Genomic DNA, 25,548 nt, shown 5'->3' with positions numbered 1-25,548 from the left:
TTCAGATACTCACTGGAGTGGATGAAACAGTAGTGGTTGCTGGCGAGGATGCTGCATTGCGCCCCGCAATTCGGCCCGACACGAAAGCCCAGCCGAGATGGTGTCCATGACCTTCGAGCAGTAGCCCGCCTTGCCCGGCCGATCCGGCGGCGTACAGCCCCGGGATAGGTGCGTCGTTGCCGTCCAGCACTTCCAGCCGCTCGCTCACGAGCAGGCCCCCGTCGGTGAACACCACGTAGCTCTTGATGGGACCCAGCGCGTAGTAGGGCCCTGTATTTAATGCTGGCCGGCCACCTCTCTCCGGCGAGGCGTTGTAGTTCTTGACAGCATCACGCAGCGCAGTTGCAGGCACCCCCATACTGTCGGCCAGGCCTTCCAGGGTGCTGGCGCGGTGGAATATGTCCGGCCGGTTGCGCTCGTAGTCCTTCAAATACGCGTAGGCCACGCCCGGAGCGGTCGAGACAAAGAATGGCCACTGCTTGAACTTGCTGGCCATCGCCTCGTCCATGACGATCCATGCGACCTTGTTGGGCTGGCGCGCGACATCGGCTGCGGGCGCTCCCAGTTCATCGGTGAAGCGACGTCCCTGCTGGTTGATCAGAATGCCGCCCTGGCGCAGCAGATCCGGCGAAGGACCCAGCGCGGTGGTCAGGAAACTCATCAGGAAGGGCCGTAGCACCTTCTGGGGAAGATGCTTCATGGCCCAGGCGATGGGCCGGGCGATAGCGCTGGCCGGAGGCAGCCGCTGCACGAGATTGCGTCGGGTAGGCGGGATAAATCGCATGATTGGCCCGCGGACGATGTCGCCGTTGATGATGCGGGCGCCGATTGCCAGCGCCATGCGATGGCCGTCGCCGGTCGCCGTCGGGTTGACCGGCTCGACCGGAACGACCGCCTCTGACGCCAGACTGCGCTTGAGATCCTCCGCACCGCTGTAGTCACCAGAGGCCAGGACAACGCCATGCCGGGCGACGATTCGACGCTTGCGACCGTCAGGCCCTTCGGCCTGGACACCGATCACACGGCCGTCCTCGACAATGAAGCCACTTGTACGGGTGTTCACCAGGATATCCACCCCCATGGCCTTGCAGTGCCGGGTCAGGTGGTAAGCAAAGGATTTGGAATTGGGCACCACGTTGTGCATACGTGCCACACGATGCGGAGGTTCCTCCTGAGGCCCGACAAACACCACGCCCAAGTTGATCAGCCACTGCAGCATGTCGCTGCTGTGGTCGACCAGAATCCGCCGCAATTTCAGGTTGTCGCGCGGAGCCAGTGCGCCAGCGTGCAGCGCCAGGTCCTCGAAGTGCGCGTCGGCACTGTCCTGGATGCCCGCGCTGCGTTGATGCGGCGTGTTGGTTGCCGTGACGGAGCCGACAGACCAGGACGTGGAGCCGCCGGGCTGTGGGTTCTTCTCCAGTATCACCACATTACGCCCGATCTTCGCGGCTTCGTAGGCGGCGGCCAGACCGGCCCCTCCTGCTCCGATGACCAGTACGTCAGTGACCATTTTCGTTGTCATTTTCAAATCCCTTGCCCGATCGATGCGGTGTTCGTGGCCGCGTACATCAGACGGTAGGTGCCTGTGACGGCATCACCGAGGCCGACCTCGGCAGCGTTCTTGTCCTCCAGCAACTGATGACAGGCCGCATCTGCCCGGTCTTCCTCCGTGGCCTCCAGCAACAGGACCCAGTCGACCGGCGCGTCGTCGGCGCCGGACTTCCGATGCAGGTCCTGGCGCGCCCGAAGTTCCTGTGATGCGGTAAGCAAGTGCACGCCTGTCACACCTGTCATGCTGGCCAAGCGCGGCATCACGCTTTCGACGAGCAGCTTGCGTGCACAGGCGCGATCATGTGCGTCCTGTGGTGCGCAGAAGCGCGCGGATACAAGCACGCCGCCGTCGCCAGGACCGATGCTGTGGGTCAGCAGCAGCGAGGCCCGCGCGACATTGCGGAACGCCGCACGCATCCGTTGGTCCTGTGCATCCACATTGCGCTGCAGCGACAGGTAATGATCAGACAGCAGGTCCTCAACGCTGGCGATCTCGTAAAGGGCCAAGGTTTGGGGATTTGTGTCTGGCGTGGCCGCAGTGAAGCGCCGCGCCCTTAGCCACCCCGGCACACCCATGCGCTCGGCAATGTGCTTCTCGATATACCACCTGTCACATTCGTCGCGATCCTGTGGCGCGATGTCGGTCCAGATAGTCAGCATGACAGGTGTTTTCAACATGTTTCTCTTCCCTTCGGGTGGAGTGCTACGGTCCGTTGCAGGCGTTCGCCTGCATCGCAACCACACGAGAATCTGCCGGAGCTCCCGCTCATTGGCATTGGCGTTTCGCCTGTGCTGTGTACTGTGGTGTCGAGGGCTGGTAGACAGCGACGTCACGACGCCCGACCAAGGACTGGGCGCTGTCACAGGCAACCACGGCTATGCCGCGGCATGGCGTCGCCTGGTCCAGGCCAACGGCGTCCGGCCACAGGAATCGAAGCCCTTGCAGGACTCCCCGGTGTTGCTCCTGGTCCGTCACTACCAACACCGCGGCCTTCTTGACCAACGGGGCCTGCTGCAATCCATCGAACAGCGTTCGACGATAGAAACGCTTGTCGATCAGTGGAAGCCAGCCGCCCATGCCTCTGACCTGTTGGTAATAGCGGTCTTCAAAGACAGCGGCCGACGCAACCGTGTACATCGCCAACGATGGCGGCCAATCAGGATGGTTGGTCTCGAAGCGCTGCGCCGAGTGGATCCCGGGAACCGTGACCATGATGCGCAGATGCTCCTCGTACCAGCGGTCCCATTCGGCCTTGCGGCCGAGGTCTGTCAGCCCGCTCTGACTCATGAAGATCATGGCTTTGGCACCCTCAGTCGATCTGCAGGCCGATGCGCTTGACGATTGGGCCCCATTTCGCAAGCTCTTGCTGAATGTGCTTGCCAAACTGGCCGGGCTCTCCGCCCACCGGTTCGTAGCCTCGTTCCAGCATTGCCTGGCGAACTTCAGGCATAGCCAAGACGCGATTGAAGGCCTGGTTCAGGCGGATGATGATTTCCGCGGGCGTGCCTGCGGGCGCAAGCACGCCGTTCCACGAGGTGACGTCGTAGCCAGGAAGGCCGGCCTCCGCAATGGTCGGCACGTCAGGGAGACTGGTGGCTCGCTTTCGGCTTGATACGGCAAGCGCGTGCACTCTCCCCTGCTTGATCAGCGGTATCACCGTTCCCGGCTCACCGAAAATCATGTTCACCTCACCCGCCAGAAGCGCGGTGGATGCCGGCCCGCCGCCTTTGTATGGCACATGGAGCAGCTGGATGTCAGCCATGCGCGCGAACATCTCACCGGCCAGGTGATTGATCGACCCGTTGCCGCTGGACGCGTAGTTGATGGAGCCCGGCCGGGCTTTGGCAATGGCAACCAACTCCTTCACATTTTTTGCTGACACGGTGGAGTTGACCACCAACACCTGCGGTACCGACGTGAGCAGGATGACCGGCACAAAGTCGCTTTCCTTGAATGACATCTTCTTATAGAGATGCGGATTCACGGCGTGCGTGCCGGAGTACGCAAAGACGATGGTGTATCCATCCGGCGCGGACTGTGCGGCAACCTGGGCGCCGATATTGCCTGCAGCACCGGCACGGTTGTCGACGATGACGGGCTGTCCCAGAACCTCGCCCAACTTGGTGCTCATCAGTCGTGCCACGATATCGGCGCCGCCGCCAGCCGGCCATGGAACGATCCACCGGATAGGCTTCTGGGGGTAGCCCTGGGCCTGTAGTGCCGGGCTGAGCGCCAGCAAGGCCAGGCTTGCTGCGAAAACCTGAAAAATCTTACGCACCGTCGTCTCCTTAGTTCGGGCGCGCATGCAGCCCGTTTCCTTGTGCAAATTCTTTCGAGTACAGGCAGGCGGATAACGGAACTGCCTGGCGCAACGCGAGAGCCACCTGGGTGGCGACTTGACGATAGTTTGCGCTGGTCCCCTGAAGGCGGCAATTTGAGATTAGCAAAGCGGTGCTTTTAGCTATCCAAAGCAAAGCGTAAGCCGCACATACGCCAGATGCCCAGATCCCCTACACACGGCTGCACGCGCTCCCGGTAGCGAGGCCTCAAACCGAGCCTTGTTTTTGGTCGGCTAAAAGCACTGCTTAACCAATGTCAAATTGCCGCGATCCGCCGGAGCGGACACACTTCGAACACCCGCTCCGGCCCATTCATGGCATGCACGATCCGGTGATCGTCGCCCGCCAGCCGCTGGGCACTTGATACCTTGCCTTGCAGTATGGAGGCCCCCTTGCATTGCTCCAATCCGAAATGGACACACTCAAGACACTTCCATTCCAAGCCCCAAGTGCCGGCCTCTCGTGCCTGCAGGGCATCCGCGTGCTGGATTTCACAACCTCGGTGGCTGGCCCGTACGGCACGTTGCTGCTAGCCGACCTGGGCGCGGATGTGATCAAGGTAGAGAAGCGCCACGGCGGCGATGACACGCGCAGCTGGGGTCCGCCGTTCCTCGATGGCGAGTCGCTTTGGTTCCTGAGCATGAATCGAAACAAGCGCAGCATGACCATCGACCTGACGCGGCCGGAGGGTCGGCGCGTGGCGCACGATCTGGTGCGCAGCGTCGACGTGGTGGTAATGAACACTTCTCAGCGCGTACAGGACAAGCTCGGCCTCGACTACACCACACTGAGCGGCCTCAACCCACGGCTGATCCATGTGTCGGTGACGGGCTTCGGCTTGCAGGGAGATCGAGCAGAACTGCCGTGCTATGACCTGATTGCCGAAGGCTACTCTGGTGTGATGCATCTGACCGGCGAGGCGGATCGCCCTGCGCAGAAGGTAGGGACTCCCGCTGCCGATCTGCTCGCTGGGCAAGATATCGCCATGGCTACGCTGGCCGCCCTGTTCGAACGCGCCCGCACCGGCGCTGGCAAACAGATCGACATTTCCATGGTGGCAACCATGGCCCGCTTCATGTCACCGCGGATTGTGCCTTACCTCGGCTCGGGAGAGCCGCCCAACCGCTCAGGGGGAACCGATTCGGTCATCGCCATCTATCAGGTGTTCGATACCGCGGACTACCCGATTACGCTCGGGCTTGGCAACGATGCGATCTGGCAGCGCTTCTGGGCCGCGGTGGGCCGCCCGGACTACGGCCAGCAACCGCAATTCGCGACCAATGCCGAACGGCGCACAGCGCGCCACGCCATCGTTCAGGTCATCACCGAACTGCTGGCCACGCAGCCGCGCCAGCACTGGTTGTCGCTGTTTGCACAGCATCGGATTCCGTCCGGTCCGATCAACAGCATCGATCAGCTGGCCAACGACAACCCGCTGCGCGAGGACGGCATGTTCTTCGCCGCCCAGGGCTCGGCAGGCCTGGTCCCCCAGGTAGGCCTGGGGATTCGCTTCGACGGCGCCAGCGCGGTCTTCCGTACGCCGCCGCCGGCGCTGGGGCAAGACACCGAACACATTCTCAGGGAAGAACTATCCATGTCCGCGACTTGCGTCGCGGGCCTCATCGACTCAGAAATCGTCTAACCAGGAGACAAAAATGCCCTATTCCGAAATCCTATATAAGGAAGACGGTCCGGTCGGCACCATCACGCTGAATCGCCCCCAGGACGGCAACATGTTCACCGAGACCATGTGCCATGAGATCCGTGATTGCATCAATGAGATCCGGCGCGAGACGCGGACTCGTGTCATCGTGATCACAGGTGCGGGCGACAAGTTCTTCTGCACCGGCGGTCGCAAGGACGGCATGCAGGACACGACGCTCTATGCCGGCGTGCTGCCGACGCTGGAGATGTATGAAAGCATCGATCGGCTGCAAAAGCCGGTGATTGCCTCGGTGAACGGCTTCGCCGTGGGCGGGGGCAACGTGCTGCAGGTGGTTTGCGACCTGACCATCGCCAAGGAATCCGCGGTCTTCCGCCAGGTCGGCCCGATGGTGGGCAGCTTCGATGCCGGCTATGGCACCTGGTACCTGGAAGACCTGGTCGGAAAGAAGCGCGCAAAGGACATCTGGTACTGCAATCCCAAGATCACCGCGCGCGAGGCGCTGGGAATTGGCTTGATCAACCGCGTGGTCCCCGACGACCAGTTGGCGGCTGCCACGCGGGAATATGCCCTCGAAGTTGCCGAACGCGGTGCCTTCGCACTGGCCTCGCTGAAAAGCGCCTTCAACGCCCGCCACGGCGGCGTCAGCGGCCTATCCCGCATGGCGCATGACCTGCTGCTGCGTGGCTATCTGGATTCCAGCGAACATGACGAACTCGCTGCTTCCTTTGCCGAGCGCCGCAAGCCGGACCCATCGAAGTTCGGCCATTGATGCCCCCGGTGATCATCATGCAAAACATCCTGACACTTCATAATCCGCAGCATGCGCGAGACTACTACCTGTCCGGGATCTGGCAGCAGGAAACCCTCTACACGCTTGCCCGCCGCCACGCGCGCGAGCGGCCCACTGCCTACGCGCTGCGCGACGACGATGTCCGCCTGACCTGGCGGGAGGTTGTCGACTGGGCCGACAGCGTCGCCGAGGCCCTCCACTGCCAGGGGTTGAAATCCGGTGACCGCGTGGGAATCTGGCTGCCCAATGTCGTGCAGGCCACCATCGTGTTCCTCGCATGCTCCCGCAATGGCTACGTTTGTTGCCCGTCGCTGCACCAGAACTACACGGTCGACGAGATCTGCACACTGCTTAACCGCATCCAATGCCGCGCCTTGTTTGCCATGGCGGGCTACGGCGCGGACGCAAGCCAACGCTCGGTCTTCTCGCGCGTGAACGACATCCCCACGCTACGCGCCATCTACACACTCGACAATGCAGAGGAGGAGCGCCATGGCGCTGGGGCAGGTGCGCTGTCATTTCCAGGCCGTCAGGCACCGCTAGCGGGCGCGCACGCCGATCTGAACCCCGACAAGATCGTGTACCTGGCCTTTACGTCCGGTACCACGGGGCAGCCCAAAGGCGTCATGCACAGCGACAACACGCTGCTGGCCAACGGACGGGCGCTAGTCGACGACTGGCGACAGACCGCCGACACCACGTTGCTGACCCTCAGCCCGATGAGCCACCACATCGGAACCGTCGCGCTTGAGCAGGTACTGGTATCCGGCGCAGAGCTGGTCATGACCAATCTCCGCGCCGGGAAGCAGGCGCTGGACCGGATTCTTGAAACCGGTGCCACATACGTGATGGGCGTTCCGACCCACGCTATGGACATCCTGCAGGCCATGCGAGATGGCAACGTATCGTCGCTGGGCGAGGTTAGCACCTTCTACATGGCAGGCGCTGCCATTCCGCAGGAAGTCGCGCAGAGATTCTTGAGCCTGGGCGTCACGCCGCAGAACGTCTACGGCATGACAGAGAACGGCTCGCACAACTACACTATCCCGTCCGATAGCGCCGATACGATCGTGTCGACATGCGGCCGTGCCTGTCGCGGTTATGAGGTACGGCTGTGGAACCGGGACAACCCCGACGTCGAAGCCGAGATTGGCGAAGTCGGCGAGATCGGCGGACGCGGCGGGCTGCTGATGCTCGGCTACTTCGGCAACCAGGTGGCCACTGAGACATCATTCAACCGTCACGGTTGGTTCATGAGTGGCGATCTTGGCATGATTGACGAGAACGGTTGCATCGTGATTGTCGGCCGCAAGAAGGACCTGATCATCCGTGGGGGGCACAACATCCATCCGGCGCGGATCGAGGAACTGGCCATGCGGCATCCGGTCGTGGAGCGTGCCGCGGCGTATGCGGTGCAGGACGAGCGCCTCGGCGAAAAGGTCTGCCTTTCGGTGGTGCTTCGCGCCGGACTTGAACTGGACCCGGATGACATGCTGGCCCATCTGGCCGAATGTGGCTTGTCAAAGTACGACATGCCGGAATTCTTCCTCAGCCTGGATCAGTTCCCCCTGACGCCCAGCGGCAAGATTCTCAAGCGCGATCTGGTCGAGATGACCATGCGAGGCGAGCTGAATCCAGCGGCTGTTCGTTACCGCACGCGCGCCACTGCAGGAGCCTGACCATGTCGATTGAAATCAAGTTTGACGGCCCCTACGCCATCCTCACCCTTAATCGGCCTGACGCGCGTAACGCCTTGCAGTTCACTATGATCGAGGCCCTGTCGTACACCCTCGATCAGATACGCGCCTCGGATGCGCGCGCGCTGATCGTGACCGGTGCCGGGCCAAAGGCTTTTTGCGCGGGAGCCGACATCAAGGAATTGATGAACCGCAGCCTAATGGAGCAGCGACTCGGTGCCCAGTTCGGTCAGCGGACTTTTGACAAGCTGGCCAGATTGCCCATCCCATCGGTGGCGGTCCTGCATGGATACGCCTTTGGTGGAGGGCTTGAGCTTGCCATGGCATGCAGCTTCCGCATCGCCACCATCAATGCGCGAATGGGGCTGCCGGAAGTCAAGCTCGGTCTCATCCCGGGCTATGGCGGCACGCAGCGCCTGCCGCGCCTCATTGGCGAAGCCCGGGCACTGGAAATGGTGATGTCAGGCCGCACGGTCGATGCGATCGAAGCAGAACGCTGGGGCCTTGTAAACCGCGTCGTAGCCGATGGCGACCCTGCTGAACTGGGCAAGGCATTCATGGCCGATTTCGTCGGGTACAGCCGTTGCGCGTCCCAGTTTGCCCGCGAAGCGGTCTTACGTGGGGCGGAAACCACACTTGACCAGGGGCTCGAGATCGAAGCCGACCTCTCCACCCTTGCCTATCAGACGGCCGATTCGGTCGAAGGCATGCGCGCATTCATTGAGAAGCGTTCACCGGAGTTCAAGGATGCCTGAGCTCAAAGAAGGCACTGTCATTGTCACTGGGGGCAGCCGCGGTATCGGTGCCTCGATCTCCATCGAACTGGCGCGTTCCGGCCTGCACGTCGCCTGTCTTTCGCGCTCCGGCGAGTTGCCCGATGCCAATGGCCTCGATGCCGAGGCACACCAACGGCTGGCTGCCCTGCGTTGCGACATTACGGACCGGGCGTCGATCAAGGCTGCATTCGCGGCCGTGCCCGGGCTGTTCGGCAAGCCGGTGATCGGTCTTGTCAACAACGCGGGCGTTCACCTGCAGGGTCCGTCGGCAACCTTTCCCATTGCGGACTTTGAAAGAGTGATGCAAACCAACGCTTCGTCGGTGCTGCTCGCCAGCCAGGTGGCCTATCCCTATCTGCGGGAAGCGGGAGCCGCACTGATCGTCAACATCGGGTCGTTCTACGACAAGCTCGGCGTGCGTGGCAATGCGGCGTATTGCGCGTCAAAGGCCGCGGTCGGCGCGATTTCGCGCTGCCTGGCCGTGGAGTGGGCGCGTGATGGCATCCAGGTGATCAACGTCGCGCCGGGCTATATCGAAACAGACCTCAATCGTGACGAACTTAACGAGGGCGCGCTGCACGCGTTCCTGAAGAAGCGGATCCCCGTTGGCGGCCCCGGACAATCCCGCGATATCGGCCATCTCGCCGCCATGCTGTTCCAACTTCCTGGCCGCTTCCTGACAGGCGAAACGCTCTACGTCGACGGTGGCCAGGGCATGGCCCTGTAGCCGGGGCGAGATCGGAGAATGACCATGAACATGCTGGAACGGTTGGACGCGCGCCTGCCGCTGTCTTCCGAGGAAACGATGCTGCTCGACAGCGTCAAGGAACTCTGCAACAGCCAGATCGCGCCGCGTGCGGCCGAGCATGACCGCTCGGCCGCATTTCCCTGGGAGAACGTCAAGGCCATCAACGAAGTTGGCCTGAATACGATGTTTATCCCGGAAAGCTACGGCGGAGCGCAACTCTCCTTCCTCAGTTACCTGGCTTGTGTACGCGAGATCTCGAAAGCCTGTGCGTCCACCGGCATCATCTGGGCGACAAACTTCCACGCGATCAAACCACTGATCGAATTCGGCAGCGAGGCGCAGAAGCAGCGCCTGCTGCCGCGCATCGCGGACGGCGGACTGGCGTCGCTGGCCATCACCGAGCCATCTGCCGGCTCGGACGCCACCTGCATGCGCACCACCTTTACACCCGATGGCGATGACATCGTCATCAACGGTGGAAAGACCTTCATTACCAATGGCGACGTGGCGGACCTGTACTTGGTGTTCGGGAAATGGTCAGGCATCAGCGACCCGAAAGCGGCAATCTCCGTACTGATCCTCGAAAAAGGCACGGAAGGCCTACGTGTCCTCGGCACCGAGCACAAGATGGGAACGCGGGCATCAAGCACAGCAAGCCTGGCGTTCGACAATTGCCGGGTGCCGCGCGCCAACCTGATCGGCAATCCCGGTGACGGCCTGCAGATCCTGTTCGGATCGCTGAACCGTTCACGCCCAAGCGTCGCGGCACACGCGCTTGGGATCGCACGGGCCGCCTTCGATGATGCCGTGGACTACATCAACGAGCGGCGCCAGTCGGGCAAGCGGATCCTGGAGTTCCAGGGCATCCAGTTCATGCTCGCCGACATGGCGACGGAACTCGCGCTTTGCGAATCGTGGCTGTGGCGGGTAGGCGAGATGGTAGACGCCGGCGATCGGGACTTCGGCATCGAAGCCTCGATGCTGAAGCAACGTGCCACGGATGCCGCCATGCGCATCACCACCGATGCGGTGCAGTTGTTTGGCGGCTACGGCTACTGCAATGACTACCGCGTCGAACGGCTGATGCGCGACGCAAAGATCACCCAGATTTGGGAGGGAACCAACCAGGTCCATCGTCAGTTGATCGGGCGCAGCTTCCTTAAGAAATAGGAGATAGATGTGACAATCATTCAAACCGTCGGCGTCGCGGGCGCCGGCACCATGGGCGCGGGTATTGCGATCGTTGCGGCGCGCGCGGGCTTCCGGACCATCGTGTTCGACACGCGGCAGCAAGCGCTGGACCGCGCCCGCGGCCAGACCGAGGCGTTCCTGAGGAAATCCGAAGAACGCGGAAAGCTGCCGGCAGGCGCCGCGGCCGCGGCGATGGAGCGCTGGCAAGGCACCACCGAGCTGGCCGGCCTCGCCAGCTGCAACATCGTCATCGAAGCCATCTTCGAGGATCTTTCGGTCAAGCACCAGTTGTTCCACCAACTCAATGAGGTCTGCCCAGAGGGCACGATCTTCGCGTCGAACACCTCGACGATCTCGATCACCGAGATCGCCGGCGGCTCGGGACGGCCGGACCGTTTTGTCGGCATGCACTTCTGCCTTCCGGCGCAATTGATGAAGCTGATCGAGATGTCGCCGGGACTAGCCACATCGGACGACACGTTCCGGCAGGCGTGGGCATTCGCGGAGGCGATGGGCCAGAAGCCGGTCACCACGCAGGACACCCCGGGCTTCATCCTCAACTACTTCCTGATCCCGTTCAACAACGATGCCATCAGATTGGTCGAGCAAGGCGTGGCCGAGCCAGCCGATATTGACCTGGCCATCAAGAGCGCGCTCGGCTATCCGATGGGCCCGCTCGAGTTGCTCGACCTGGTCGGGATGGACACGCAGAAGCTGCTGTGCGAAGCCCTCCATGGCGTGACCCATGAGCCGCGCGCGGCCTGCCCGCCGCTGGTGCGTCGCATGATCGCCGCAAACCGCCTCGGCAAGAAGACAGGCGTGGGATTCCACACCTATGGCGACACCAAGATGTTTGGAGCCTGATATGCGCTATGAAATCGTTCAAGCCGGCAGCAGCCGGTCTTTTCCCTCGCCCCACCCGTTCCTCGAATCGGCATCGCAGGACGCCGAAGGCGTCATTTATCTTGGGGCCAATGCAGGTAAGGCCTACACAGACGGTGTCCGACATGAGTACCGTACATTCGTTGCCATCGAACTGGGCACGGAATGCCTCGGCATTTACACCGGCGAAAGCCGTGGCCTTGAGGGCTCCAACGTGGTCGGATTTGCCCGCTTCCGGCTCGGCGACGCCGATCCAAGTCCGTTGATCGAACTGGTGAAGCAACCGGGCACCCTTCCCGCCGCCGTGGCGGCAGCCAAGGCTGCCTTCCAGGCGGCCGGGCTGGTCGTTGCGGTCTGCAATGACTTCCCGGGCCGAATCGTCGACCGGCTCATCCGTCCCTACTTCAACGCGGCCCTGCGGCGCCTGGATGAAAAGCTCGCGCACGCGGACGATCTGGACAAGACCCTGTGCCTGGGTCTTGGCTATCCCGAAGGACCGATTTCGCTGCTGGAGCGCACCGGTCTCGCCCACCACTTCCGGGTCACGCAGGCGCTCTACGAGGCGCTGGGACAGGAACCCTACGCGCCGGCTCGGCGCGCGCGCGTGGCCGCCCTCCGATCCGAGCACGCATCCAGGGGCAAGCCATGACACAACCGCTAGCCGGCGTGAAGGTGCTGGATTTCAGCACGCTATTGCCCGGACCACTGTGCTCGTTGCTGCTTGCGGAAGCCGGTGCCGAGGTCATCAAGCTCGAACGTCCCGATCGTGGCGACGAGATGCGCTCCTATGCGCCGAAAGTGGATGACGACAGCGCGAACTTCGTGCTGCTCAATCGTGGCAAGCAGTCCGTCGCAATCGACCTGAAGTCGCCTGAAGCCTTGGCGCAACTCACGCCGCTGATTGGTGAGGCCGATGTGCTGATCGAACAGTTCCGTCCCGGCGTGATGGCTCGTCTCGGACTCGGCTATGCCGCGCTCGCCGAAATCAACCCGCGTCTGATCTACTGCTCGATTACCGGCTTCGGCCAGCGCGGCCCGCGCGCATCGGAAGCCGCGCATGACCTCAACTACGTGGCCGCGGCCGGCATGCTGTCGCTGACCGCGGGCAACGATGGTGCGCCGGTCTTGCCGCCCGCCCTGATTGCGGACATCGCCGGGGGCACCTATCCGGCAATGATCAACATCCTCCTCGCCCTGCGTCAGCGCGACCAGACCGGCAAGGGTGTCCACCTGGACGTGGCCATGGCGGACAACCTCTTTACCTTCCAATACTGGGGACTTGGCAACGGCGCGCTCGGATCCTGGCCCGGAACGGCATCGGAACTGGTCACGGGCGGTACGCCGCGCTACCAGATCTACCGCACCGCCGATGGGGCCTTCCTGGCAGCGGCGCCGCTGGAAGACAAGTTCTGGGGCAACTTCGTGGCGCTGGTTGGGCTCGATGCCGGCGCGCTGGCGGCGTTGCCACCGGCGCAAGCGGTCGACACGGTTGCCGCCGCCATTGCGAAACATCCTGTGGCCTACTGGGAAGACCGCTTTGCCGGGCAGGACGTCTGCACGAGCCGGGTGGTGAGCCTGCAGGAGGCCCGTCATGACCCTCACTTCCAGGAGCGAGGTTTGTTCGATCGCACCGTCACCACGGTGGCCGGCGCGACCATGCCGGCACTGCCGGTCCCCGTGGACGCCGCCTTCCGCGGCACGGAGCGCGTAGCGCCTGCGCCGGCGCTTGGTGCGCACAATCAACGTTTTGATCGCTGAGGTCCATCGATTATGAAAGCTATTGTCATAGAGGAATTTACGGCTCCTGAATCCGTCACCGTCGGCGATTTGCCCGATCCCCGGCTCGGCAAAAGCGATGTACTGATTGGCGTGCGTGCAGCCGCCGTCAACTATCCCGATGTCCTGGTCGTGCAGGGAAAATATCAGATCCTTCCGCAACGGCCGTTCGCGCCGGGAAAGGATGCCGCCGGCGTGGTGTTGGCGGTCGGCGCTGACGTGACCGGGTTCCGGCCCGGCGACCGCGTGGTAGCGCAGCTGGAGTACGGTGGCTACGCCGAGCTCGTCAGCGTCGATGCCGCATCGTGCTTCCGCATCCCGGATGCCATGTCGTTCGAGGACGCAGCCGCGATGGGCCTGGTGTACCAGACCGCTTACTTCGCGCTGATGGAACGCGGTGGGTTCCGCCAAGGCGAGACAGTCCTCGTCACCGGTGCCGCCGGCGGCGTCGGCTCGGCGGCGATCCAGATCGTAAAGGGCCTGGGCGGTATCGCGCTGGCCGGAGTCAGCGGCGCCGAGCATGTGGACACCGCAAGACAACTGGGCGCGGATGCGGTGATCGACCTCGCTGCCCCGGACTTGCGCGAATCGCTGCGCGACCAGGTACGCATCGCCACGGCCGGACACGGTGTGGATGTCCTGCTCGATACCCTAGGCGGCGACGTGTTCGATGCCGCGCTGCGCGCGATGGCATGGTGCGGCCGGGCCGTGGTCATTGGCTTCGCGGCAGGACGGATTCCCGAGGTCAAGGTCAACTATCTTCTCGTCAAGAACATCGCTGTCAGCGGGCTGCAATGGAGCGATTACCGCGAGCGCCAACCCGAGAAGGTGCTGGCTGTGCAACAAGAAATCTTCCGGCTGTATGAGCAAGGCGCGCTGAAGCCGAAGATCGCCGGCACCTTGCCGCTGGCGCACGCCGGTCAGGCGTTGGCTAAGCTCGCTTCCGGCCAGGTATCCGGCAAATATGTCTTGACGCTGGACTAAACCTGGTGGTCTCGGCAATGCGGCCGTGGGGATCTCCCACGGCCGCATCGCATTTGGTGGCTGGAATGGCGAACCAAAGCCAGTATTAACGGGCGGCGAGCCGCCCTACGTTCCGAGGCAAGGGGATTTTTTGTGGCGCGGTGAGAGTGCTACAGCACCGGGTGTCCCCGGCGTCAGGCTCGGCGCCCTCCTTGGCCCTGGCTTGCCGTTCTTGCCAGAATCCAGGAAGGCGCCACGGCCGGCAGGGCCAGCGTCTTAGCGGTGTGAAGCAAGGATCAGGTCAGAAGCCTTCTCGGCGATCATGATGGTGGGCGCATTTGTGCCCCCGCCGACAATCGTGGGCATGATGGATGCGTCCACGACGCGAAGATTCTGCACACCGAACACCCTCAGTTCGGCATCGACGACGGCCATCCTGTCGTCCGTGCTTCCCATCTTGCATGTCCCCACCGGATGGTGAACGCTGATCGCGGCCGCTCCGATATGCGCATCGATTTCGGCATCGCTATAGCCCGACGGCGCGATTTCGCGGTCGACGATCTTCGCCAGCGATTTCTGGCGTCCGACATCGCGAGCCATCCTGACGCCGGCTCTGAGGGCCTTGCGGTCCCGATCCGTGGCAAGGAAGTTCTGCGCAATGATTGGCGCAACATCCGGGCTTGCCGAGGCGAGGCGCACCTGCCCGCGGCTTTCCGGTCGAAGCACGGCGGCCCGGATCATGAAGCCATCGGTATAGCTGCGCACGAACGGCGGAAAGTATGGCCCGGCGTTGCTCGGCGCGGCGGCTGTCAGGAGTTCGATATCAGGCAGAGTTTCGTCGGGCGAACTCTTGATGTGAGCCAGGCCGCCGGAAGGAAGGTCAGTGGCGATGCCCTCGCCACGAAAATAGGCCTTGCCCAACTCGCGCACGATGCGATCGGCGCGCATCGCGCGATGCAGTGGGCTGCGCTCTTTGCGCGCAAAGGAGACGCCGACCGATATATGGTCGTGAAGGTTCTTGCCCACGCCGGGTAGTTCAACAACGGTCTTGATGCCAAACGCCTTGAGCTCGGAGGGATCACCGATGCCGGACAAGTTCAGGAGCTGCGGCGAGTTGATCGCACCCGCAGCGACGATGACCTCCTTGTCGGCATATGCGATCTGTGATCGCCCTCCCTGAATATACTCAACCCCTACCGCCTTTGTGCCCTCCATCACGATGCGTGTGGTATGGGCTTTTGTCTGGAGCTTGACATTGTCTCGCTTGAGCGCCGGCTTCAGAAAGGCGACGGCCGCACTGCAACGGCGACCGTCACGGATGGTCGATTGCCATGCCGCGAACCCTTCCGGTTCGGCGCCATTGAAGTCCTTCGTAAAGGCGTAGCCCGCCTCGACGCCGGCGGCGACAAAATTCTCTGATATCGGATCATCAAAGCGGGAATAGCGGGTGGTCAGCGGACCGGTACCTCCGCGATAAGCGTCCGCCCCGCCCTCCCACGACTCCGTGCGGCGGAAATAGGGAAGCACGCGGTCATAGGCCCATGCCTCCAGTCCTGGTGTCTTTGCCCAATTGTCATAGTCGCCCGGATGCCCGCGCATGTAGGTCATGCCATTCACCGTCGAGCAGCCCCCCACGACCTTGCCTCTCGCGCAATCGAGCCGCCGGTTGGCGATCGTGGCGTCCGGCTCGGAAAAATACATCCAGTCGCTCATGCGGTTAAAAAATACATGTGGCCACGCAAGCGGGATATGCAGGAACGGATGTGTATCCCAGCCGCCCGCCTCCAGCACAAGGATGCGGACATTGGGATTCTCCGAAAGCCGGTACGCGAGCGTGCAACCGGCAGAGCCGGCGCCGACGATCACATAATCGTAGTTATCTCGTTTCAATTTTGTCTCCTATAGCACGAGTACGGGCGGCAAGCGCGCCAATATTTAGTAGTGGGACGAGCGAAGCTGGACGCGTGCAGTCCGTTCAGATGGTCTCCACCGCGCAGCCGCCGTTGATCACGGCGTCGCGCAGCGCGAATTTCTGAATCTTGCCACTGGGTGTCATCGGCAGCCGCGCCAGTACGGCGAGTGATTCGGGCAGCTTGTACCTGGCAATGCCACGTGCCTCCAGGAACTGCACCAGTTCGGCCAGCGTCGGCTCACGCGGGCCGTCAGGCACGATACAGGCGCAGCTTTTCTCACCCAGGCGCGCATCCGGCACGGCTACCACCACGGCTTCCTTTACCAATGGGTGCTGCAGGAGGAAATCCTCGACTTCCCGCGCACTGATCTTCAGCCCGCCGCGATTGATGATGTCCTTCTTGCGGCCGACGATTCGCATATATCCCTCGGCGTCCAGCGTCGCCAGATCGCCGGTAAACAGCCAGCCTTCAGGCGAGAAGGCCTGCGCCGTGCGCTGTGGGTCGTCAAAGTAGCCCAGCGCCACGTGTGGCCCACGCGTTGCAAGTTCGCCAATTTCCCCTGGCGGCAACATGCGTGTGCGCGTCTCGTCGAAGATCGCCAGTTCACTGCCCGGCATGGCGCGCCCATCGGTGCCCCAGTGCTTTTCCTCCGGATCGGTGGCCAGCGACGCGCTGCCCACGAAGCATTCCGACATGCCCCACATGCCAATCAGCCGGCAGCCAAGCTTTTCCTCGACCTCCAGGCCGAGGCTGCGCGGAATCGGTGCACCTGCGCAGCCAAACATGCGTAATGAAGCGCTATCACACTGGCCGGCGGATGGACTGTCGAGGAGCATCTTCACGAAAGGCGTCGCCGCGAGCGTGAAGGTGCAGCGCTCGGCCTCGATCAACCGCAGCGCATCCTCCGCATCCCAGGCATCCTGCAGCACCAGCTTGCATCCCAGCGTCAGGGCGAGCCGCATGCCCCACAAGAAGCCGGTTGCGTGCCCCAGCGGGGTTGGCGCCCATACCACGTCCTCGTGCGTAAGCCCGAGCAGCTTCGGCATGGTGCGTGTGCCGTACATCATTGTGTCGTGGCTGTGGATCACGGCCTTGGGCCTGGCCTCAGTTCCCGAGGTAAAGATGAGGGCGGCCACGGCGTCACCGCGCACCTCCCTCGCTGGCAAAGCAGCCGCTGGCGACGCGCGGGATTCGGCGTAGGTCCGCATCGAAGGCAGGGCTTCACCGCTGACGACCACCACCTGCTTCAGTTCCGGCAACTGTTGCCAGAGGCCGGCATACATCGCAGGGAAATCAAAGTCGCGGTAGTGGCCAGGAATGACGGCGATCGAGGTTCGCGAGACCTGCAGGATGTAGGAGAGCTCGTGCTCGCGGTAGCTGGTAAGCAGTGGTGCCGTCACCGCGCCCAAGCGGGTGGCAGCCAGATGCACCGTAACGAATTCGATCCAGTTCGGTAGCTGTACCGAGACCACGTCGCCCTGTTCGAGCCCCATCGCCATGAAGCTTGCGGCCACGCGCCGCGACTCTTCATCGAGCTCGGCGAAGCTCATGCGCCGGCCGTCCGGGCCGACCACAGCCGTGGCCGAGGGGCGGCGCGCGACTGCGGCATTGAAATCATCGAGAAGCGTGCGCCCCTCCCACCAGCCGGCAGATCGGTAGCGCCGGGCGCACTGTTCACTTACATAAGTCAGGGTTTTCATCGGCATCACCTCACCAGTCCCCCGTCCAGGCCGTGGCCGGGCACGTTGAGTCAGACAGCCGTATCGATTGCTGTCGTCCTCTATCGCGAGGTCATAGTTTGGTGGCCGCTGCCGAAGGCGGCAATTTGAGATTCACAAACGACTGCTTTAGGCCCGTCGAAAATACCTTTGTGTGGCCCGACTGGTTCAGTCGTTCTGCAGGATAAATTCGATGAGTTCCCGCGCGAATACAGGCAACTCGCTCTGCTTGCGCACGCAGATGCGCAACTCGCGGGTGGCCCAGTCGTCGAGCAACTGCACGATCTTGATCCGCGTGGACCGGGCGTGCCGGCTTGCCGCCATTTCGGGCAACACCCCAATGCCTACGCCGGCCTCGACCATGCGGCACATCGCATCGTAGCTGCCGACTTGGATGCGCTGATGCATGCTGCGGCCAAGCTGCAGCACCTCCTGCTGCAGATAGGAATACGTCGCGCTGTGTGAATCCAGGCTGATGAATTCATGATCAAGCGTGTCGGCGAAGTGAATGAACTGCACCTCCGCCAATGGGTGGCCTTCCGGAACGGCCAGGACCATGCGGTCCTTCTTGTAGGGTAGCGTCTCGAGCCCGTCCGCGGCCACGCGTGCGGAGATGACGCCGATATCGGCAATGCCTTCGAGCACGGCTCGGACGATCTCTGCGCTCAGGCGCTCCTGAAGATCGACCGTGATGGCGGAATGGGTCTCGAAGAAACGCGCCAGCACCGCCGGCAAGAACTCGCATATGGCCGTGGCATTGGCGAACAGGCGCACATGGCCGCGCACGCCCTGCGAGAATGGCTGGATGCTGCTCTGCAGTTGCTCCACCTCGGCAAGCACGCGCCGCGCGTGCTCCGCGAACACTTCACCAGCCCGCGTGGGCGATACGCCGCGCTTGTTTCGATAGAGAAGCTGCGCGCCCAACCCTTCCTCCAGGCCCTTGATGCGTAGGCTGGCCGCAGCCACCGACAGAAACGCCCGCTCAGCGCCTCGGGTGAGACTGTTGCCCTCTGCGACCGCCACGAAGAGTCTGAGGTCGACCAGGTCGAAGCGCGGAACGTTGGACATTGAGGCACCTGCAAGCGTGAGAAGGGATTGCCGTGCCCGTATCGCGTTTGGGCACAGCCTGTAACGGAGCCTTGGCGCTGGCTCTCAAGTATGTAGTATAGACCCCGCCCCCGTCCCCCCTTCAGCCGCTGGCAATACGCAGGACGGCATGCCGCAAAAGCCGGACCGGAATCCGGTTTCCGGGGTAGCGCCCCGCGCGCGCCAGACGCCACCTCAAAGCCGCAGAATGAACGGATTGACCGGCGCAGTTGTAGCAGTGGAGACCCAGACACTCTTGGTCTCCAGAAACTCTCGAACCGATTCGATACCGTTCTCACGGCCTAGCCCGGATTGCTTCATCCCGCCGAACGGCAAGTTAAAACTCATCCCCCGATAGGTATTGATCCAGACTGTGCCAGCCTTCAGCGCCTTGGACATACGCAGTGCCCTGGAAATATCTTTAGTCCACACTCCGGCTGCAAGCCCGTAAATCACGTCATTGGCGATCCGCACTGCGTCGGCTTCGTCATCGAACCCGATGACGGACAGCACAGGGCCGAAGACCTCCTCCTGCGCGATGCGCATGTCATTCGTCACATCGACAAAAATGGTGGGCTGCACGAACTGGCCACCAGGGAGATCCCAGACAGGTTCCCCGCCAAATACGCAGCGGGCGCCTTCTGACCTGGCGATGTCGATGTACCGCAACACCTTCTGATACTGGTCCGGCGTTGCGACAGGACCAATATTCGTCTCCGGCGCGCTGGGGTCGCCGACGCGTGCCGATGCAACCATGCTGACAAGCTGGTCGACGAAGCGGTCCTTGATGCTGTTCTGCACCAGCAATCGGGAACCGGCGACACAAGTCTGACCCGTCGCCGCAAAAATTCCGGACACCGCACCGGCGATGGCCTGAGCGACATCACAGTCCTCGAACACAATGTTGGGTGACTTACCGCCCAGTTCTAGTGATACCCGCTTCATCGACTTTGCAGCCGCGGCATAGACTTTGGCCCCCGTGGCGTCCGATCCGGTAAAGCTGATCTTGGCGACGTCCGGGTGCTCAGCCAAGGCGGCGCCGGTTTCCGCACCCAAGCCGGTGACGACGTTGAACACCCCTTCCGGGAAGCCTGCCTGCTGCGTCAGTTCCATGAACTCCAGCGTGCTCGCCGAAGCGAATTCGGAGGGCTTCAGGACCACTGTGCAGCCGGCCGCCAAAGCAGGCGCGCACTTCATCGCCACAAACAGCAAAGGCGAGTTCCAGGCGGTCAAGGCTGCCACCACGCCAACCGGCTCGTGCGTGGTAAAGGCAAAGGCATCGGACTTGTCAAGGGGTACGACCGAGCCCTCAATCTTGTCGGCCAGGCCGCTGAAGTACCACCACCACTCAGGCTGGGACCGAAGCTGGCCCAGCATCTCACTCATCAGCTTGCCATTGTCCCGTACTTCGGTCTCCGCCAGGCGCTGCGCGTTCTCCAGGACCAGGTCGCCGAGACGGCGCATCAGTTTGCCCCGCGCCGTGGGTGTCATCGTCGCCCACGCTCCTTCCTTTAAAGCCCGCGACGCGGCCGCAACCGCGATATCGACGTCCTCCTTCGTGCCTCGAGGGATGCGCGCCCAGGCCTCGCCGGTATATGGGTTGACCGTATCGAACCACTCTCCCTTCACCGGATCGACATAACGGCCGTCGATGAACAACTGATAGCGTTTCATTTGATCCTCATTCTTGTAGGTCCAGCTTTGCTGGCTTGGATGGCAATCGTTCATTCGCCGGCCCTGCTGCCGAGGCCATGCTGCGGCGTCGCGAATGTGCTGGTTCGACCTTGCGACGCCCTCGCGGCGTTGACGGCCGTGCGGAAGTACAACGCCACCGCGATGCCGACGATCTGGCACGCTGCAAGCCCGAGAAGTCCGCTTCGGAAGTCGCCGGTGCTGCCGCGCAGGTAACCCATGATGTTCGGGCCGACCACCCCGCCGAAGGACCCGATCGTATTAATCAGTCCAAAGGCCGCCGCGGCCTGCCCGCCAGAGATCAGCGCGTTAGGCATCGACCAGAAGGTCACCATCCCAGCCAGCGTCCCCATCGAGGTGAGCGTGAGCCCGATCATGGAGATCATCGGTGTCGGCGCATAGGCTGCCAGCGCCAGTCCGAACATCGTCAGCGCGCAGCCAATGGCGGTGTGTCCGGCCCGTTCGCCGGTCTTGTCCGAATGCCGCGACCACAACACCATGGCAATGGCGCCGAACAATGACGGAATCGCACTGACGAATCCGACCGATGCCGTGGACAGGCCGAACTCCTTCACGATCTGCGGCAGGAAGAACCCAACGCCGTAGATGCCGATGACGATCCCCAGATAGATCGAGCTAAGCACCCAGATCCGCGCACTCAGCAGGACACCGGCGACGGATTCACTCTTGATGCCCTGACGGGCGATACGCTCCCGCTCCAGCGTGTTCTCGAGCCATTCCTTTTCCGCCGGCGCCAGCCAGTTGACTGCACGCGGGGAGTTCGGCAACAGCAAGAAGATCACGATGCCGAACAGAATGGTCGGCACGCTTTCAATAATGAAGAGCCACTGCCATCCCTTCATTCCCAATATGCCGTCCATTTGCAACAGGAGCCCGGAGAGAGGGTTGCCGATCAATGCCGACAGGGGGTTGGCCAACAGGAACAAACCGATCATTCGGTTGTTGTACCGCTCCGGGAACCACAGCCGGAAATAATAGATCACGCCAGGGACAAACCCCGCTTCGGCCACGCCGAGCAGAAAGCGCAGCACATAATAACTTTCAGGACTCCAGACCCAGGCCATCGCCAGCGAGGCGGCACCCCACATCACCATGATGCGCGCGATCCATACCCGGGCGCCGAACCGGGCCAGCGCAATGTTGCTAGGCACCTCAAACAGGCAATAGCCCCAGAAAAACAAGCCGACACCCCACCCATACATTGCTGGCGTGATACCCAGGTCGGCATTCATGGTCAGCGATGCCATGCCGACGTTGGAGCGATCGAGATAGCAAAGGAAGAAACCGAAGAGGGCGAGTGGCACAATGCGCCGCGCGCACTTCTGGATTACCTGGTCGGGATTCACCCCCGCGCGCGCGTCAGTGGCTGCCATGGATCGCCTCCCTGGACGCTGCAACGCCTGCACTGCCAAAGTCACCTACGGGTCCACAATTCATGGCGGTTGTCTCCTGAATGGTCTCTCTTCTGTTTGATTCACCGAAATGGCGGCTCGGTCCAATCTAATGGACTTGTGGCGCAACGGACAATCAAGCTTTTCTAAAAGACCGGTTTAGCCCGGTCGAACTGACCGGATAGGGAGACCGCTGCCTGGAAGCATGGACATTTTTGATGGCCAGCCCAGAGGGATCGCAATCCAAAACAAAGGAGGCGCCAGGCGTTCGCAAGTGCGGCTTTCGCCTCATTCCCAACCTGCGCAACAGGCCAACGTTGACTGGCGGGGCGGACAAGAGATTGAGCAGGGCCATTGGTGCGCGCCGAGGCCGTGCCCTTCGTTTCCCGCCAGCGCCAGCGTAAATTCAGGATGCCGCGTGCAGCCCGAAGACGCGGCCAGCTCGTCCCCGCCTGCGGCATCCGCGTGCCGCTGGTGGCGCGCTGGCCCGCTGGCATCGCGGCGGGTCAGGTCAGCGATACGCCGGTGATCACGATGGACTGGCCGGCAACCCATGCTTGCCTGCGCCGGTGTGGCCCCGCATCCTTCGTATCCGTTGTGGTGTCGACCTGCGGCCGTGGCGCTGCTCAGCGCGTTGGGGCCGCCGGCTCCCACGACACGTCCTTAAAAGCCTCCACCAGATAATCCACCAGGCGCCGTACCTTCAGCGCCAGCTGCTTGCGCGTGGGATAGACGGCGTACACGCCGATCTCGGCGGCGCGAAAATCGGGCATCAGCTCTACCAGCGCGCCGCTACGCAAGTCCTCGTGCAGCATGAAGCTGGGCTGCAGCATGACGCCGCCGTGACCGAGCGCGATGGCGCGGCAGGTGTCGCCGTTGTTGGTGTGCACGCGCGCACGCGTGCGCACGCTGACCTTCCCGTGCGGGCCGTCGAAATGCCATTCGTCGCGATCGGACCAGTTGGTGTAGGCCAGCACGCGGTGCTGCGCGAGGTCGTGCGGATGCAGCGGCGTGCCGTGCCGTTCCAGATAGCGCGGCGTGGCGCACAGCAGCACGCGCGTGCTGACCAGCTTGCGGCTGATCAGGGCGGAACTGGGCATGTCGCCGATGCGCACGGCGAGGTCATAGCCTTCGTCAACGAGATCGACCACGCGGTCGTTCAACGTGATGTCGAGGTCCACTTGCGGATGTGCCTCCATGAACGCGGCCCACAGCGGCGCGAGGTGCAGGATGCCGAAGGTCAGCGGCACGTTGATGCGCACCAGTCCGCTGGGCTCTAGTGTGCGCGAGCTGACCTCGGACTCGGCATCGTCCAGCGCCCCCAGCACTTCCTTGGCGCGCTGGTAGAAGATGCGTCCCTCCTCGGTCAACGACAGCCGGCGCGTGGTGCGCTGGAGCAACCGTACGCCCAGGCGCTGCTCCAGCGCATCCACATGGCGCGACACCGCCGCCTTGGACATGCGCAGCCCCTCCACTGCGCCGACGAAGCTGCCCGCATCGACCACGGCGGTGAAGACAGTCATTTCCAGGGCTCTATCCATCACGTTCTTGCTGATTGTCTCGATTATCGGGACGATTAATCACAGGATAGGCAGTTTATCAGCGAATGCGAAACCAATAGACTGCGTTTGTCCGCTACCGCCACCGCCACTCGCACCACCCTACCCGTGCTGTTCATCTCGCACGGCGCGCCCACCTTCGCCATCGAGCCCGGCATGGCCGGCCCGCAGCTCACTGAATTGGGTCGCACGCTGCCGCCCGCGAAAGCAGTGCTGGTGGTGTCGCCGCACTGGATGACGCCGCATGAAGTACGCGTGAGCACCAACGCGCAGCCCGATACCATCCACGATTTCGGCGGCTTCCCGCGCGCGCTGTATGAGCTGCAATACCCGGTGGCCGGCCATCCGGCCCTGGCCGCGCGCACGGCCGAACTGCTGACGGAATCCGGCTTCCCCACGCGGCTGGACCCGCAGCGCGGATTGGACCACGGCGCCTGGGTGCCGCTGCACCACCTGCTACCCGATGCGCACGTGCCGGTGTTCCAGGTGCCACTGCCGCATCCGCTGGACCCTGCCGGCGCACTGGCGCTGGGCCGCGCGCTCGCGCCGCTGCGCGACGAGGGCCTGCTGATCGTCGGCTCCGGCAGCATGACGCACAACCTCAACGAGTTCCGCGTCCACGGCGGCGGCGAGGCGCCCTATGTGGCCGAGTTCACCCGCTGGGTGCGCGGCGCGGTGCAGGCCGCCACGCAGCACGGTAACGTGCAGCCGCTGATCAACTACCGCAGCCTCGCGCCGCATGCCCTGCGCGCACACCCAAGCGACGAGCACTTCCTGCCGCTGCTGATGGCCGTGGGCGCGGCCAGCGCGGGCGAGCCGCTGCAGGTGATCGACGGCGGCATCACCTATGGCGTACTGTCGATGGAGTCGTATGCGATCGGCGCGAGCGCGGCGGCCTGAGCAAAAACTCCGTCCCCAAGCCTTGAACACAGGATTTGAGATGAACACCACCCCACAAGACATCGGCCCGCTGCAGCAGGATGCTGCCTCCGGCCTGCGCTATCGCCTGCGCGACACGGATGGCGTCCCAGATGGGCGTCTACTGCTGCTGCACGGCGTCGGTAGCAACGAGACCGACCTCGCTCCCGTGGCGAGCTACATCGACCCGCGCGTGCAGGTAGCGCTGGTGCAAGGCCCGCTGACCTTCGGCCCGCGCCAGCATGGCTTCTTCGAAGTCAGCTTCCAGGGCGGCGCGCCGGCCATCAACGCGGCGCAGGCCGAGCGCAGCCGGCAGCAACTGATCACGCTGGTGCGCAGCTTCCATGCGCAGGATGCCAACACTGCAGCGCAGCGCGTGCCCACGGTGATCGCCGGTTTCAGCCAGGGCGGCATCCTCAGCGCCAGCGTGTCGCTAACCACGCCGCAAGAGGTAGCGGGCTTCGCAGTGCTGAGCGGCCGTATCCTGCCCGAGATCGAACCGCATCTCGGGCCGCGCGAGGCACTGTCCAAGCTGTCGGCGCTGATCGCCCACGGCGAGTTCGACGACAAGCTGCCAGTGGCCTGGGCCGAGCGCGCCAAAGAGTGGCTGACTGCGCTGGGCGTGCCAAACCAGAACCGCCGCTATCCGATCGGACACACGCTGAACCAGCAAGTCGTCAGCGACTTCGCGCTATGGCTGGCCGGCCCGCTCGCGCTGGCCTGATCGACGCAACCCACCGCCTCAGGCTAACCCCACACCAACCTCTCGCCCCTCGACTTTGGGTCTGGTCGCCGTGCTTGGCCTGCTCGCCTCCGTCGTACTGAGATGCACGGCTGAGCCGCCGCGCGGTGCTTCCGCTTCGCCCACTG

At 63.1% G+C, this 25,548-nt stretch carries 22 protein-coding genes; 12 read left to right on the top strand and 10 right to left on the bottom strand.

What is annotated here, in order from left to right; all coding sequences use genetic code 11:
• Position 1: 1 nt before the first annotated feature.
• From ABNX08_RS09665 to ABNX08_RS09650, 4 genes are all read right to left on the bottom strand, one after another.
• Entirely contained in the window at positions 2-1,510 is a 1,509-nt protein-coding gene (locus ABNX08_RS09665) for an FAD-dependent oxidoreductase (RefSeq protein ID WP_374063662.1), read from the bottom strand.
• Between the two features lie 14 nt (positions 1,511-1,524).
• Positions 1,525-2,229 carry a hypothetical protein gene (locus ABNX08_RS09660; protein WP_022534988.1) on the bottom strand — a complete coding sequence of 235 codons (705 nt, stop codon included), beginning with the start codon at positions 2,227-2,229 and terminating at the stop codon, positions 1,525-1,527.
• An 88-nt stretch (positions 2,230-2,317) separates the two neighbouring features.
• Complete coding sequence (locus ABNX08_RS09655; protein WP_022534987.1) at positions 2,318-2,848, bottom strand: hypothetical protein; 531 nt, start codon at positions 2,846-2,848, stop codon at positions 2,318-2,320.
• A gap of 13 nt (positions 2,849-2,861) precedes the next feature.
• Positions 2,862-3,857 (bottom strand): Bug family tripartite tricarboxylate transporter substrate binding protein, encoded by a 996-nt coding sequence (locus tag ABNX08_RS09650; protein WP_374063661.1) that lies wholly within the window; start codon positions 3,855-3,857, stop codon positions 2,862-2,864.
• A 515-nt stretch (positions 3,858-4,372) separates the two neighbouring features.
• On the opposite strand from ABNX08_RS09650, the gene ABNX08_RS09645 reads away from it, so the two are divergent.
• The 10 genes from ABNX08_RS09645 to ABNX08_RS09600 all read left to right on the top strand — a co-directional run bounded on the left by ABNX08_RS09645 (position 4,373) and on the right by ABNX08_RS09600 (position 14,401).
• Positions 4,373-5,533, top strand: a complete 1,161-nt coding sequence (locus ABNX08_RS09645; protein WP_374063660.1) for a CaiB/BaiF CoA transferase family protein — start codon at positions 4,373-4,375, stop codon at positions 5,531-5,533.
• A 13-nt stretch (positions 5,534-5,546) separates the two neighbouring features.
• Positions 5,547-6,326: an enoyl-CoA hydratase-related protein gene (locus ABNX08_RS09640; RefSeq protein WP_022534984.1), complete on the top strand. Its 780-nt coding sequence runs from the start codon at positions 5,547-5,549 to the stop codon at positions 6,324-6,326.
• Positions 6,327-6,343: 17 nt separating this feature from the next.
• Entirely contained in the window at positions 6,344-8,026 is a 1,683-nt protein-coding gene (locus ABNX08_RS09635; RefSeq protein WP_041681414.1) for an AMP-binding protein, read from the top strand.
• A 2-nt stretch (positions 8,027-8,028) separates the two neighbouring features.
• Positions 8,029-8,799, top strand: coding sequence for an enoyl-CoA hydratase/isomerase family protein (locus tag ABNX08_RS09630; RefSeq protein ID WP_022534982.1), 771 nt, complete (start codon positions 8,029-8,031; stop codon positions 8,797-8,799).
• Positions 8,792-9,547, top strand: a complete 756-nt coding sequence (locus ABNX08_RS09625) for an SDR family NAD(P)-dependent oxidoreductase (RefSeq protein WP_022534981.1) — start codon at positions 8,792-8,794, stop codon at positions 9,545-9,547. Before ABNX08_RS09630 ends, ABNX08_RS09625 begins: the two co-directional genes overlap by 8 nt.
• 24 nt (positions 9,548-9,571) lie before the next feature.
• Positions 9,572-10,738, top strand: a complete 1,167-nt coding sequence (locus ABNX08_RS09620) for an acyl-CoA dehydrogenase family protein (protein ID WP_022534980.1) — start codon at positions 9,572-9,574, stop codon at positions 10,736-10,738.
• A gap of 9 nt (positions 10,739-10,747) precedes the next feature.
• On the top strand, positions 10,748-11,623 hold the full coding sequence (locus ABNX08_RS09615) for a 3-hydroxyacyl-CoA dehydrogenase family protein (RefSeq protein WP_022534979.1): 876 nt from the start codon (positions 10,748-10,750) through the stop codon (positions 11,621-11,623).
• Between the two features lies 1 nt (position 11,624).
• On the top strand, positions 11,625-12,290 hold the full coding sequence (locus ABNX08_RS09610) for a 3-hydroxyacyl-CoA dehydrogenase family protein (RefSeq protein ID WP_022534978.1): 666 nt from the start codon (positions 11,625-11,627) through the stop codon (positions 12,288-12,290).
• On the top strand, positions 12,287-13,399 hold the full coding sequence (locus ABNX08_RS09605) for a CaiB/BaiF CoA-transferase family protein (RefSeq protein ID WP_022534977.1): 1,113 nt from the start codon (positions 12,287-12,289) through the stop codon (positions 13,397-13,399). Before ABNX08_RS09610 ends, ABNX08_RS09605 begins: the two co-directional genes overlap by 4 nt.
• 69 nt (positions 13,400-13,468) lie before the next feature.
• Positions 13,469-14,401 (top strand): NADPH:quinone oxidoreductase family protein, encoded by a 933-nt coding sequence (locus tag ABNX08_RS09600; protein WP_374063659.1) that lies wholly within the window; start codon positions 13,469-13,471, stop codon positions 14,399-14,401.
• Positions 14,402-14,656: 255 nt separating this feature from the next.
• Here ABNX08_RS09600 and ABNX08_RS09595 read toward each other — a convergent pair whose 3' ends face one another.
• The 6 genes from ABNX08_RS09595 to ABNX08_RS09570 all read right to left on the bottom strand — a co-directional run bounded on the left by ABNX08_RS09595 (position 14,657) and on the right by ABNX08_RS09570 (position 23,742).
• Positions 14,657-16,270 (bottom strand): GMC family oxidoreductase, encoded by a 1,614-nt coding sequence (locus ABNX08_RS09595; RefSeq protein ID WP_022534975.1) that lies wholly within the window; start codon positions 16,268-16,270, stop codon positions 14,657-14,659.
• A gap of 85 nt (positions 16,271-16,355) precedes the next feature.
• Complete coding sequence (locus ABNX08_RS09590; RefSeq protein WP_349607000.1) at positions 16,356-17,999, bottom strand: AMP-binding protein; 1,644 nt, start codon at positions 17,997-17,999, stop codon at positions 16,356-16,358.
• Between the two features lie 180 nt (positions 18,000-18,179).
• A complete protein-coding gene (locus tag ABNX08_RS09585) occupies positions 18,180-19,079 on the bottom strand; it encodes a LysR family transcriptional regulator (protein WP_022534973.1) in 900 nt (299 codons plus the stop codon).
• 213 nt (positions 19,080-19,292) lie between these two features.
• Positions 19,293-20,771: an aldehyde dehydrogenase gene (locus ABNX08_RS09580; protein WP_022534972.1), complete on the bottom strand. Its 1,479-nt coding sequence runs from the start codon at positions 20,769-20,771 to the stop codon at positions 19,293-19,295.
• Positions 20,772-20,821: 50 nt separating this feature from the next.
• Positions 20,822-22,183, bottom strand: coding sequence for an MFS transporter (locus tag ABNX08_RS09575; protein ID WP_022534971.1), 1,362 nt, complete (start codon positions 22,181-22,183; stop codon positions 20,822-20,824).
• A 644-nt stretch (positions 22,184-22,827) separates the two neighbouring features.
• Entirely contained in the window at positions 22,828-23,742 is a 915-nt protein-coding gene (locus ABNX08_RS09570; protein ID WP_022534970.1) for a LysR family transcriptional regulator, read from the bottom strand.
• Positions 23,743-23,829: 87 nt separating this feature from the next.
• On the opposite strand from ABNX08_RS09570, the gene ABNX08_RS09565 reads away from it, so the two are divergent.
• Together ABNX08_RS09565 and ABNX08_RS09560 are read left to right on the top strand one after the other, a co-directional pair.
• Positions 23,830-24,660, top strand: coding sequence for a dioxygenase (locus tag ABNX08_RS09565; RefSeq protein ID WP_022534969.1), 831 nt, complete (start codon positions 23,830-23,832; stop codon positions 24,658-24,660).
• A 40-nt stretch (positions 24,661-24,700) separates the two neighbouring features.
• A complete protein-coding gene (locus tag ABNX08_RS09560; RefSeq protein WP_022534968.1) occupies positions 24,701-25,402 on the top strand; it encodes an alpha/beta hydrolase in 702 nt (233 codons plus the stop codon).
• The last annotated feature ends 146 nt before the right edge of the window (positions 25,403-25,548 follow it).

Source organism: Cupriavidus sp. DF5525 (assembly GCF_040149425.2).
Classification (GTDB): Bacteria; Pseudomonadota; Gammaproteobacteria; order Burkholderiales; family Burkholderiaceae; genus Cupriavidus; species Cupriavidus pickettii_A.
Note: the sequence above shows the minus strand (reverse complement) of the source record. Positions and strands in the feature narration are given on the sequence as shown.